The organism is Vibrio sp. 99-8-1 (genome assembly GCF_013114595.1).
In the GTDB taxonomy this organism is placed as follows: domain Bacteria; phylum Pseudomonadota; class Gammaproteobacteria; order Enterobacterales; family Vibrionaceae; genus Vibrio.
Genome location: NZ_VTXE01000059.1, coordinates 1 through 12,301 on the forward strand (window position 1 = coordinate 1; position 12,301 = coordinate 12,301).

Below are 12,301 nucleotides of genomic sequence, written 5' to 3' on the forward strand. Positions count from 1 at the left end.
ATAAGTGAAAGTGACGTCGCTATCGTCATTTTCCGCTGGAGTATACAACCAAGTACCTTCTGTGCTTCCTTTAACCAAAGAGCCGTTACCAGTGTCGACTTTTAGGTCCGTCACCACGAGATTGTCATTTTCTATATCATTAGCGTTTTCTAATAAGTCAGCACTAGTAATTAGATGAGCACCACTATCCTCAACAATATTTAAAAGAATGACATTATCTGTAGTCGGAGCTTCATTGACATCGCTCTCTTCTAGAGTAACTTTTATTTGAGCAACACCACCTTTACCTTCAGCTGTGATTGTTAAATCGTGTTCATCAATATCACCACTATCTTCAAAATCGTTAGCGGCTTCCAAAGCGCCTTTAGCCGTCAACGATATTTCACCTTTATCGTTAATAGCAAACCAACCGTTAGAATTTCCGCCGGTAATTTCATACGTGGTAACATCGTCAGGATCAGCTACTTTCACAGAGGCGATTGTTTCACCTGCCACCCTGTTTTCGTCATATACTAAATTACCATCAACACTATCAAAAACCGGCGCGGCACGAGCTTCTAATACATTAATTGTAAACGGTTTACTGTTTTCATCACCAAAAGTTCCATCCGACTCCTCAGAATAGGCGATTACATTTACGTTATATTTGTTTGGTTCTGCTATATTGACCGTCAGCTTAGATAGATCTAATCCTGATATATCGTATACATTATTAGCTAAAATAGTTGCGGTATTCACACCATCTGAAACCACTGTTCCTGTAGGCAAACCATGCAACTCTACATGTAATGTCTCTGAGCTATCTTGCAAACCAGCAGTAATTTCATTGATTTTAATATCACTATCTTCATAACCAGTATTGGCTAAAGATGAAATCTCTAGATTATCTATCAAAGCGCCATAAGTATCTTGTGTATTCTCATCAGCACTTTCAAAAACCAACTTATATTCACCATCGGCAGCTCCACCAGGTATTTGAAATGTAATTTTATTTTCATTTCTTATACTTTGCCAATCTGTTGAGCTTGGATCAAATACGTATAAAAGCTGTTCGTGCTGCGCTCCGGAGGTGTCTTGATATACTAGTTTTAAAGTTGCATCGGAATCAGTATCATTGTTAGCAGCTAGCCTTCTTGCGGAAATATCAAAAGATATGGAAAGGACTTCACCTTGCTCAGCTTTAAAACCAGCAGTGAATGTACGATCTCCTGGATCCCCCTCAAGTTCCATAACAGTGTTAGTAGAGGAGCTATCTTTATAAAGCCCTTCATGCCCAACTTCAAACTTTTGATCGTGGTTATTTGTTCCCCAATCTACATCATCTTGTGCATCATTCGCTAATTTAGCGGATCCTTGAGATGTCCAAGAGCCATTAAACTTGATATCATTAAAATCCATACTTTGGCTCCAACCTTCGTTTGGAACCACTGTTAAATCTACGAGATCTGCTACAGGTTTAACAACAACATTTACAACAACAGTATCAGTCGCATTGTGCTTATCAGTTACAGTAACTTCAAATGAGTCCGTACCACTATAGTTACCATCTGGTATATAGGAGTACGCTCCTGTTTCAGGATCGATAGACACAGTACCATTAGCTGCACCTTCTGAAATTGTATAAGTTTGAACATCATTATTATCAACATCGGATACAGTTAATGTTCCTTCATACTTCTTATCTTCAATTGCACTAATTGATGTCACTTTTCCATCAGGTGTAGTGATGACACTATTGAATACTGGCGCATCATTACGACCAGTAATAATAATTGTCGCTGTAGTTGGGTGAGATTCTAGTGTTTTACCTTCATCATCTTTTTCAATTACGTTATAACTATAAGTTATCTTCGCTTGCTCACCTAAAGCTAGTGAATTGTAGGCCTTTGGATCTATAGTTACAAATCCGTTTTGCTCAGTAATTCCGATTGCATCAATAGGATCTACCTTTAAATTATTGATACTCAATACATCAGTCTTATCAACATCATTGCTGTTAGAAAGTAAGTTTATAGTAAACTGATTTTCATCTTCACTCGCAGTCCTTGAGATAGCAGTTACAGTAGCATCATCATTTTCGCCTGTTATCGTGATCGTCGCTTCGGTGGCCGTTCGTGACAGTTCTTTGCCACCCTTGCTGTACTCAACTACATCATATGTATATTTTATTTCGGCCTTTTCACCACTTGCCAACGAATTATAGGTACTAGGCGTTACTTCAAGTTGACCAGTATCAGCATTGACAATGACTCCTGAATTGTCACCATCCTTATATTCAATTTCTTCTACTTTGAGTATGTCAGTCCCATCTACATCACTACTGTTCTTTAACAAGTTTACATTGAATAGTGCGTCACTTTCCTTACCTTCCGCTGTAACATCAGCAACCTTTGCTTTGTCGTTGGTTCCTTCGATGGTAATAGTGGCAGTTTGTGATACTGATAATCCACCACTATCAACAACATCATATGTGACTTCGATTACCTTAGTTTCACCATCAGCAAGAGAGTCATACTCTTTATTAGAAGGGTCAATAGTTAATAGGTTATTACTTGAAGTGAAACCAGGTGGCAGGTTCGTTACATTCGCAACACGAAGTACGTCCCCATCATCTACATCACTAGAAAACTTTAACAAATCAATTTCGTAACTTGATTTACCTTCTGCAGTACCAGAGATAATTGTTGAACTAACTTCCGGCGCTTCATTTACATCATTGACCAGCAACGTCGCTGACGTGGATTCAGGAGTAACACCAACTAAAGTAGGGTCAGTAACGACAACATTTACATCGTAATTAGCAAATGATTCATGATCTAATACCACACCCGCTCTCAAATATAATTCAGAGCCAATGATTTCAAATTTATCCGCGTCAGTACCAGACAAGCTAAGATCATTGATGCCTTGCTCATCATCCGTAATGGTAATGTCTGCAATTTTAATTCTTACCGATGTATCGGTGTTCTCGTCGATATCGGTCAAAATACCAGTTAACGACACCGAAGGGGTACTATTGATAAACTGTTGTAGCGTCGTTAATAGAGTATCAGCCTGAATCTCAGTGAGGCCTTGGCCTTCTAAACCTGTTGTGTTGAATGACGTAGTGGCCAGACTTTCAGCGCCAACACGCTCGATTGTTGGTGCGCGAACAACAGCGGAACCCTGAGTCTCGCCGGCAGCGGTCGCAAATTCTTCACCAAGTTGAGTTGGATCCTGCCCTGCCTCTAACTGACCAATGATCTGAGCTATCTCATCATCTGTATCTAACGGCAGCACATTTCCTTCTGCATCAACAATAGCAGCATCCACAACAGCCTCAGTAGTCATCGGATCATCACCCTTGGTTAAAACAACTTCACCAGGTAACAATTCTGAGTAATCGCTTATCGTTCTGATATTACCGTTTACATCGATAACGACTAAATTACTGCTTGCTGCGATAGCGCCAATAAGTGCATTCATTTGCTAATCCCTTCTCAAACTGTTTAGGTTAAATATTTATAACAGCTCTTTATTAAGACAATTTTTAGATTGGTATTTATATAGTGAATAAAATACCATTGTTGTGGAACCAAGGCCACATTTTTGCTTTTGCTAATGTAACAACCGTCGTTACGCATTCTTTATGCATATTTAACAGCGCGTTAACATTCATACTGACATACATATCAATAATTGTTTCAGCTAACCCACTGTTAAAAAAGAACTTAGCTCCAAACACCTTATCAACAGCGATCTATAGGCATTTACATTTCTTATAACATTAACGAGTAAAAACACTATATCTATGCATATAAAATTTGTATTAGTTCAAGAAGTTAGTCACAATGGCCAATATATTGATTTTTTTCTCACAAATGAGACACCATTTCGTGCTTAAAATACGCCAATCTGAACTGAGGAGAATTATTTTGAAAAGGACTCGATTAGGTACATTAGCGTGTCTAGTTGCACTAAGTTTTACCGCGCAAAGTCAGACACTTGAGCAAGCTATCGCTTCGACAATTTCATCTAACCCTGAAATTAAAAGCGCTTATAACGAATACATGAGTTTTATAGAACTTAATAACGTCGCTTTTGGTAATTACATGCCTTCTCTGGATCTAGATGCAGGTGTTGGTTATGAAAAAACCAACCCGGCAACTGGTGCTACGTCAGAACATACCCGAAAAGATGCGACACTAAAATTAACTCAGTTGTTATGGGATGGTTCATCAACACTCAACGATATTGATAGAACGGCCGCCGAAGCTGAGTCAATGAGGTTGCAATTAATCTCCGATGCTCAAAACAAAGCACTTAATGTTTCGAGAGTATATTTGGATGCGCTCAAAGCAACAGAAACATTAAGATTATCAGAAAGCAATTTGGCGACTCACAAACGCATTTATCGTGATATTAAACGACGAGCTGAGTCTGGAATTGGTTCTACCGCCGATCTATCACAAGTTGAAACTCGTCTTGCTAACGCACAAAGTAATTTATTGGCTGCACAAAACAACCTATTTGATACTCATACCCAGTTTACTAAAATTGTAGGCCAAGCTCCTCAAGGACTTATCTTCCCGAAAGTTGATCAAAATACCATTCCTCTTTCACTCGAAGAAGCCACCGCAACAGCAGAAGAAAACCATCCTGTGTTAAAAGTTGCTGCCGCAGACATTGATGCAGCAAACTATCAATACAAGCAATCAAAAGGAACAAATCTTCCAACATTCACCATCGAGGCGGCTCAAACATGGTATGACGATGCTGCTGGTATAGCGGGTGAACGTGACGAAATGTCAGCCATGTTGCGAATGAGGTACAACCTTTTTAATGGTGGTTCTGATGCCGCCACTCAAGATCGTATGGCTTATCAATTGAACAAGGCAAAAGATCTTCGAGACAATTCATATCGCGCGCTGACGGAAAGTCTAAGACTGGCTTGGAGCGCACTTGATCTCACTCTACAGCAAAAAGAATTTCTCGCGGATCAAGTAGACTCTGCCTCAGAAACAGTTAATGCATACGAAAAACAATATCGTATCGGTAAACGTACATTGCTAGATTTGCTTAACTCGGAAAATGAACTTTTCGAAGCGAGAAAATCTTATTTAACTGTCAGCTACGAAGAACAATATGCAAAATATCGCGTATTAAACTCATGTGGAATCATGCTTGATTCACTGTTAGTCGATGTTCCATCTGAATGGAAACAAGCAGTAGATTATTAAGGTATTAATGATGAAAAACAGTAGCTTATTACTATCAATATTGGCGATTTCATTTAGTGGTTCTTCACTGGCGAAGAGTGAAGAGTTCCCCTATATCGCCGTGCCTGAGCCCGATCAAGTAGCAGATTTGCTAGATGATGATCGAGACGGCGTAATCAACGCACGTGATAAATGTACAGATACAATACGTGGGGCTCATGTAGACAATGATGGGTGTGGTTCTCATATTAAAACAAGCAGCCAATTACAGCTAAAAATCTTGTTTGCAAATGACTCTGCTGAAATCAACCCAGTGTTTACCAATGAAATCACTAAAATGGTCGACTTTTTACAAAGATACCCACAAACATCGGTCGAGTTACAAGGATATGCCAGCAAAACAGGTGATGCCGCCCACAACATGGCGTTGTCAAAACAACGCGCCGAACAAGTAAAACAACACATCGTGGATGAAGGTGTTGACTCTTCTCGGGTGACTATTGTCGGTTATGGGGACACATCTCTAGAGGACAGTGGAGAGAGCGAGCAATCTCATGCAATGAATCGAAGAGTAACCGCAACCGTTGTGGGTTACAACGATCATATACTTGATGAGTGGACGATATTTTCGAAGCGAAAAAAATAGCTCTCCGTAAATATATCTTTGAAGCCCAGTTTACACTGGGCTTTTTATTATACTAAAACTAACCTATCATTACTTTCAGGCCAGCGGTTGTAATAATTTTATCAACAGACAAACGTCTGTTAACTAGGTTTTAGGTATTCTATAAACTGATATTTAATTAAGTGACTATCAATCTACCATATTAAAAATTGGCTCAAGTACAGGCCATCTAAGTCACACTAGCTTAGATATTGGCTCATTTATATTAACTTCATTTAAATAAGCAAACTCGCAATGACACCAAGGCACTATTTTTCAATCATAATTTTATTTTACAGCTTAACTGGATGCTCTGTAATCAATCAAGAGTCTGCGGTATCTAATGAGCAACAAGGGAAATCAGCTCAGTCAGCACTGAACAGAGAAGAAAATCGTTCTTTCAAAATAGAATTTGAGAAGTGGCAAGGAACACCCTATAAATATGGGGGCAATGGACTAAATGGCGTTGATTGCTCTGCTTTTGTGCAGTCGGTTTTTTATTCTTCACAGCAAATACAGCTACCAAGAACGACAGAAAAACAATTGTTATTAGGTAAAAAAATAGCCCTTTCAGACGCCAAAAGTGGTGATCTACTATTTTTTAAAACATCAAAAAAAGATAAACATGTAGGAATATATCTGGGTTACCAGCAATTTATGCACGCTTCTACATCAAAAGGCGTGATTATATCTCGGCTAAATAACCCATATTGGGCATCTGTATTTTGGCAAGCTCGTAGAATACGTTAGTCGTAAGTTGCTACAGCACTATCAAATAAGTTTTTAACTAAAGCGATATACTCATCCAAAAAGATGATTTGTTCGTTGGTGGCTTTTTTTACCCAAACGCCAGCAAGTACTTCACCAAGATCTTCCAAAACCAGATCCGCCTCTTTCAATAATTTGAAACGAATACTGGAATGTAATTCTGGATTTTGGTTAAAAATAGTCATGATATTTGAGGCAATCATGTCAGTTACAACATCTTCAACAGTTTCAATCCCTGTATCACCACCTTCAGCGGTGAATACGTTTAGATTAAACGTCAAATGCTCTATTAGAGACAAATACCCATCAGTATCTACTACCACTATGTAACTCCAAAAAATCGTTTGATACAATTATCACCGAAACAACTAAACTTATACTAATCCATTGAAATAGATGTTGCCACTTATTCAACACTGAATTAGTTAATAATAAGAACTGCTACGAAATTTAATCATAATTTAACTATACTCGCAGTTGTGACATAAGGCGAACTTTCAAACAATTTATTCAAGTAAGTAGTTATTTTTCTGATCATTTTTATCCATACACATTAGTTTGTTCTAAAATCTAAATATATCAAATCATGTAGTGAGGAAATCGTATATGTGGCAAGCCATATCTAAGCGACTATCTGAAGAGTTGATGTTTGACTTCCAGATACTTGATCGTTCTCGGATTGAAGGTGGCGATATTAGCGAATGCTATATGATAAGTGATGGAGAAGAGCGATATTTCGTCAAAATCAACAACAAAGAGTTTCTCAACAAATTTGAAGCAGAGGCGGATAATCTTAAGAAGCTACGCGCCACAAATACGCTCTATGTTCCTGAAGTTGTTTTAGTTGATAACTGCAAAAGCAACTCCTTCCTTATTCTCAATTACATTGCAACCAAACCTCTTTGCAACGACAAATCAAGCTTTCAACTGGGTGTCGATTTAGCCAATTTGCATCTGTTTGGCGAACAGCAAGAGTATGGCTTTGACCAAGATAATTTTTTAGGTGCCACTTTACAACCCAATCGGTGGCGGAAGAAATGGTCTCGATTTTTTTCTGAACAACGGATTGGCTGGCAGTTAAAACTTCTAGAAGAGAAAGGCATTAGTTTTGGAGCCATAGAAGATATCGTTGAAAACATTAACCAACAATTACTCCACCATCACCCCTCCCCGTCTCTGCTTCACGGTGATCTATGGCATGGTAATGCAGGCAATACAGCTTTTGGCCCTTTGTGCTATGACCCGGCCAGCTATTGGGGAGATAAAGAGTGCGATATAGCCATGACAGAGTTATTTGATGGATTTCAGCCAGAGTTTTATAAAGGATACGAAAGCGTGATCACTCTGGATAAGGGCTATCAAAACCGGAAAAAACTCTACAATCTTTACCATATATTAAACCACTGTAATTTGTTTGGTGGCCATTACCTAGACGAAGCTGATCAATATTTTTCAGAAATTTTTTAGCAAAACAGTAAGCCAGCCACTTGTTCAGATGCAAATGGCTTGTAAATAGAATGCGATATCACTATTTAGCAATAGGGCGTCACAAATGAAAGCATTTTCTCAACAACAGTATCTTTGCCCACACTGTGGTCACTCTATCGAAATTACGTTAGATTCTTCGAGAGGCAGCCAAGACTTTTTTGACGACTGCCCTGCTTGTTGTCGAGCGATACACTTAGATATGCGAGTTGATAACATTCATAATAGCGTATTGCTTTTAGTCGATGCCGATGACGAAAACTATTATTGAGTCGCCGCAAGCACTCGTTCTACAGTATCCACGATAACTTGAGTTTGAGGGTCAAACTCAATATTCACACTGTCACCAACCGCTCTTTGTCCAAACAGCGTTCTATTGAGTGTTTCAGGGATCAAGTGAACACAAAAAGCACTATCGATGACATCCCCAATAGTCAATGAACAGCCGTCAATACCAATGTATCCCTTCTTCACCACATATTTAATAACATCTTTAGGTAAGGAAAACCAAAGAGTACAGTTGTTATCTGTCATCACTTTTCGTTCAATCGTAGACATAAGTGCAATATGCCCAGACATACTATGCCCGCCAATCTCATCACCAAAACGTGCCGCTCTTTCATAATTGACCTTGTCATTTTCATTGAGTAACCCAAGGTTCGTCACCTTAAGCGTCTCCTGCATAAGGTCAAACGACACCAAGCAATTATCAATAGCGGTTACGGTTAAACAACAACCATTATGAGCAATGGATGCACCGACTTTTAAGTCAGCAATCGCCTCTTTCGGCAACTCTATAATGTGTGTACGAAAATCTTGCTTTTTAACAATTTTTACTACTTTTGCTGTTCCTTGAACGATTCCTGTAAACATTGAAAAATCCTCATATTTTAATGGTGCTAATAGTGACATTTCTTTATTATGCACCCAAGATATTATTCACATTTTTTAGGAGATGTTTGTGCATCGTTACCAAAAAGAGGCAAAACAGCTTATCCAACTAGCAACACCTGTTCTAATCGCTTCTGTCGCACAAACGGGAATGGGCTTTGTTGACACCATCATGGCTGGAGGTGTTAGTGCCACAGATATGGCTGCTGTGGCGGTAGCCGCAAGTATTTGGAACCCAGTGATCTTATTTGGTGCCGGATTACTAATGGCGTTAGTACCTGTTGTTGCCCAATTAAATGGAGCCGGAAAAACAGAAAAAGTCCCTTATGAAATATCTCAGGGATTCTGGTTATCACTATTTTTAACACTGCCAATTCTAGCGATACTATTTCAGACACAGATCATTCTCGGTTGGATGGAAATAGAACCCGAGTTGAGCAGAAAAACAACAGGCTACATGGACGCCATTATGTGGTCGGTTCCTGCGTTTTTGCTCTATCAAACCCTAAGAAGTTTCACTGACGGAATGGCGGTAACAAAGCCAGCCATGATCATCGGATTCATAGGTCTTGTCGCGAACGTGCCATTAAACTGGATGTTTGTATACGGAAAACTAGGCGCACCGGCACTAGGTGCTATCGGCTGTGGTGTCGCAACAGCCATTGTTTATTGGTTAATGTTTGTATCAATGCTGATTTATATATTGATCTCTTCTCGGCTTAAGCAAGTAGCAATCTTCTCTCGCTTTTTTTGGCCTAGTAACCAGTCTCAAATAAGACTACTTAAATTAGGCCTCCCCGTTGCCCTGGCACTATTTTTCGAAATAACCCTTTTTGCAGTCGTCGCTTTACTTGTAGCACCATTAGGCTCCATCACTGTTGCCGCGCATCAGGTTGCCATTAATTTCTCATCCATGGTGTTTATGCTCCCAATGAGCATCGGTGTAGCGGTGAGTATTCGAGTGGGTCAAAAGCTAGGTGAAGAGAATATTGAAGGAGCAAAAATTGCGTCACATGTTGCTATTATTGTCGGTATTGTCTCTGCAATAACTACTGGTATCGCAACCATCTTATTTAGAGAACCCATCACACAACTTTATACATCAAACCCGGAAGTTATCGCAATTTCAGTTCAGCTATTACTTATTGCCGCGATTTACCAAATTACAGACGCATTTCAAGTAATCGCAGGCGGAGCACTGCGCGGTTACAAAGATATGAAGGCAATATTTCTCTGTACCTTTATAGCCTACTGGATTCTAGGTTTGCCTACTGGCTATGCGTTAGGTTTAACTGATTGGATTATCAGCCGAATTGGTGTATATGGTTTTTGGGTTGGTTTTATCGTTGGATTAAGCAGTGCAGCAGTAATGCTTGGATTCCGTTTAAGGTGGATGCATAGACAAGATAACCAAACCCAACTGGAGTTTGCTTCACGATAAGTAAATTCTTACATATTACTCACATTTTTATAAAAAACCTTTACTTAGCTTAACAGGAAGCCGTTAGCTATAGGTTTATTCAATAAAAACAATGGCATATATTTGTAAATAGAATATTATCGAAAATCATGAGCTATTCACAAAACTAAACATTCTTTGTGTGATTTTTCTGTAAAAAGTTAATTACAGTGTCAACAAGGATAGCCGAGCGGCGTGAATCGTTCTAAAATCCCACACTAGTTTTGTTTTAAGAGTCTATATCCATGCCCAATAGTTTAGCTGTTACCGTTTCTGGAGTAAAAGGAACCAGCCACTTTAAACTCAGCCGCAGAAGCGTTACACGTATCAAACTATTGATGCTCATACTTGTTGTTACTGTATTTGTAGTAACAACTACGGTTCTAAAACTTGTCGATGAGGTTCAAGTATCGAAGCAGCAGCAAGCTCTGCTTGAAAATCAATCTTCAGACCTCACTACTCAATTAGAACAGTATCAGGATCTTAAACAGCAGTTAGAGAGCGATATTTCTAGCAAAGAAGACCAATTATTATCTGTGTCATCCCGACTTGAAGAGATTGAAGAGTATTTAGGTGGCGAAAAACTCGAACTAGACATGGACTCAAGATTAGATCTCGCCGCCATTAATACCGCGGTAAGATTAGCTCTTTTACAAAAAATTCCTAATGGAGCACCAGTAAAGATAGGAAGGCGCTCCTCTAAATATGGAATGAGAACACACCCTGTGACTAAGAAAAGAACAATGCATCGAGGGTTAGATTTTGCTGTAAATACAGGTACAGCAATATATTCTCCCGCAGATGGCGTTATTGAAGTAACAAGAAAAAGTGACAAGGGTTCAGGAAATTTTATAAGAATCTCGCACTCATTTGGAATTACTTCATCATACTCACATATGAAGTCGTTCAAAGTTAAATCCGGACAGTTTGTAAAAAAAGGAGATCTGATTGGTTATTCTGGAAACAGCGGATTAACATCAGGGCCTCACTTACACTACGAAATCAGATTTGTAGGTCGTTCAATGAACCCATCCAACTTTGTGGATTGGAATATAGATAACTTTGAATCCTTATTTGAAAATCAGAAGGGAATACAATGGGACTTTTTGATAAAAAGCGTGGAACAACAAGTAAGCATGGCGCTCCAACTATCATCGCCGAAGGAGCTCGTATCGGTGGAGAACTGACTCTTGCAAGTAATATCCAAGTAGATGGTATTATTTTAGGGACAATACGAACCGAATATGATGTAACAATTAGCCCGACTGGATATGTTAAAGGTACCATATACGCCAATAATGCTAAGATTAATGGCAATTTTGAAGGAGATATATTCGCAACGAATATTGATATCCTCAACAATGGCAACCTGAAAGGAAATATCACTTGCTCTGAATTTACCATCGAAAAAGGTGGCATATTCTTAGGGACATCTGAAACAGTAACAACTGACGAAGTTATCGCCCTATCAGACAATAAAGATAAACCCGTCAGCATAGAACAGAAAAAAGCTGAGGCTATTGAGCAGAAATAACGCTTATCAATAGCTCGCCTACCGATAATTATACAGTAATGAGTGCAGAACCTTTGAGTTCGGCACTCATTAATCTATCTGCCACCTTAAGTTAATTAAAATGTATTAGTTCCGACTAGATCTGACACTTCAATTTGAAAAGAAGAGAGTTACCCACTTTGATTAAGGTGCTGAATCTTAAATCAAAGAAAAGAGGTCACTCTCATGCTTCATACTAGCAATCCAATCATAAAACACAAAGCAGGCCTTCTTAATCTCGCAGAAGAATTGGGGAATGTATCCAAAGCCTGCAAGATCATGGG

General features: G+C 39.0%; 12 protein-coding genes. 9 read left to right on the forward strand and 3 right to left on the reverse strand.

Features of this window, described 5'->3' with window-relative positions:
* A partial coding sequence (locus F0227_RS21285; RefSeq protein WP_171755263.1) for a cadherin-like domain-containing protein occupies window positions 1-3,465 on the reverse strand: 3,465 nt, incomplete at its 3' end.
* 449 nt (window positions 3,466-3,914) lie between these two features.
* Between F0227_RS21285 and F0227_RS21290 the strand changes: the two genes are divergently transcribed.
* From F0227_RS21290 to F0227_RS21300, 3 genes are all read left to right on the forward strand, one after another.
* Window positions 3,915-5,219: a TolC family outer membrane protein gene (locus tag F0227_RS21290; RefSeq protein ID WP_171755264.1), complete on the forward strand. Its 1,305-nt coding sequence runs from the start codon at window positions 3,915-3,917 to the stop codon at window positions 5,217-5,219.
* A gap of 10 nt (window positions 5,220-5,229) precedes the next feature.
* Window positions 5,230-5,844 (forward strand): OmpA family protein, encoded by a 615-nt coding sequence (locus tag F0227_RS21295; RefSeq protein ID WP_171755265.1) that lies wholly within the window; start codon window positions 5,230-5,232, stop codon window positions 5,842-5,844.
* 273 nt (window positions 5,845-6,117) lie between these two features.
* Window positions 6,118-6,612, forward strand: coding sequence for a C40 family peptidase (locus tag F0227_RS21300; RefSeq protein ID WP_171755266.1), 495 nt, complete (start codon window positions 6,118-6,120; stop codon window positions 6,610-6,612).
* Here F0227_RS21300 and F0227_RS21305 read toward each other — a convergent pair.
* On the reverse strand, window positions 6,609-6,953 hold the full coding sequence (locus tag F0227_RS21305; protein ID WP_171755267.1) for a DUF3802 family protein: 345 nt from the start codon (window positions 6,951-6,953) through the stop codon (window positions 6,609-6,611). The genes F0227_RS21300 and F0227_RS21305 overlap by 4 nt on opposite strands.
* A gap of 283 nt (window positions 6,954-7,236) precedes the next feature.
* Between F0227_RS21305 and F0227_RS21310 the strand changes: the two genes are divergently transcribed.
* Both F0227_RS21310 and F0227_RS21315 read left to right on the forward strand, forming a co-directional pair.
* Window positions 7,237-8,097: a fructosamine kinase family protein gene (locus tag F0227_RS21310; RefSeq protein WP_171755268.1), complete on the forward strand. Its 861-nt coding sequence runs from the start codon at window positions 7,237-7,239 to the stop codon at window positions 8,095-8,097.
* Between the two features lie 85 nt (window positions 8,098-8,182).
* Window positions 8,183-8,386 (forward strand): CPXCG motif-containing cysteine-rich protein, encoded by a 204-nt coding sequence (locus F0227_RS21315; protein ID WP_171755269.1) that lies wholly within the window; start codon window positions 8,183-8,185, stop codon window positions 8,384-8,386.
* On the opposite strand, the gene F0227_RS21320 is transcribed toward F0227_RS21315, so the two are convergent.
* Window positions 8,380-8,988 carry a riboflavin synthase subunit alpha gene (locus tag F0227_RS21320; RefSeq protein ID WP_171755270.1) on the reverse strand — a complete coding sequence of 203 codons (609 nt, stop codon included), beginning with the start codon at window positions 8,986-8,988 and terminating at the stop codon, window positions 8,380-8,382. The two genes, F0227_RS21315 and F0227_RS21320, sit on opposite strands and share 7 nt — an antisense overlap.
* A gap of 88 nt (window positions 8,989-9,076) precedes the next feature.
* On the opposite strand from F0227_RS21320, the gene F0227_RS21325 reads away from it, so the two are divergent.
* From F0227_RS21325 to F0227_RS21875, 4 genes are all read left to right on the forward strand, one after another.
* Window positions 9,077-10,447, forward strand: a complete 1,371-nt coding sequence (locus F0227_RS21325; RefSeq protein ID WP_171755271.1) for an MATE family efflux transporter — start codon at window positions 9,077-9,079, stop codon at window positions 10,445-10,447.
* 263 nt (window positions 10,448-10,710) lie between these two features.
* Window positions 10,711-11,652 (forward strand): M23 family metallopeptidase, encoded by a 942-nt coding sequence (locus F0227_RS21330; RefSeq protein WP_171755272.1) that lies wholly within the window; start codon window positions 10,711-10,713, stop codon window positions 11,650-11,652.
* Window positions 11,562-11,999, forward strand: coding sequence for a polymer-forming cytoskeletal protein (locus F0227_RS21335; RefSeq protein ID WP_171755273.1), 438 nt, complete (start codon window positions 11,562-11,564; stop codon window positions 11,997-11,999). The genes F0227_RS21330 and F0227_RS21335 overlap by 91 nt, the downstream gene beginning before the upstream one ends.
* Before the next feature lie 204 nt (window positions 12,000-12,203).
* Window positions 12,204-12,301, forward strand: a 98-nt coding sequence (locus tag F0227_RS21875; RefSeq protein ID WP_216613511.1) for a helix-turn-helix domain-containing protein, incomplete at its 3' end; no start/stop codon positions are given.

Coding starts and splice junctions, on each gene's coding strand:
- F0227_RS21315 (WP_171755269.1), top strand. CDS start 8,183: ATGAAAGCATTTTCTCAACAACAGTATCTTTGCCCACACTGTGGTCAC.
- F0227_RS21320 (WP_171755270.1), bottom strand. CDS start 8,988: ATGTTTACAGGAATCGTTCAAGGAACAGCAAAAGTAGTAAAAATTGTT.
- F0227_RS21335 (WP_171755273.1), top strand. CDS start 11,562: ATGGGACTTTTTGATAAAAAGCGTGGAACAACAAGTAAGCATGGCGCT.
- F0227_RS21310 (WP_171755268.1), top strand. CDS start 7,237: ATGTGGCAAGCCATATCTAAGCGACTATCTGAAGAGTTGATGTTTGAC.
- F0227_RS21330 (WP_171755272.1), top strand. CDS start 10,711: ATGCCCAATAGTTTAGCTGTTACCGTTTCTGGAGTAAAAGGAACCAGC.
- F0227_RS21300 (WP_171755266.1), top strand. CDS start 6,118: ATGACACCAAGGCACTATTTTTCAATCATAATTTTATTTTACAGCTTA.
- F0227_RS21295 (WP_171755265.1), top strand. CDS start 5,230: ATGAAAAACAGTAGCTTATTACTATCAATATTGGCGATTTCATTTAGT.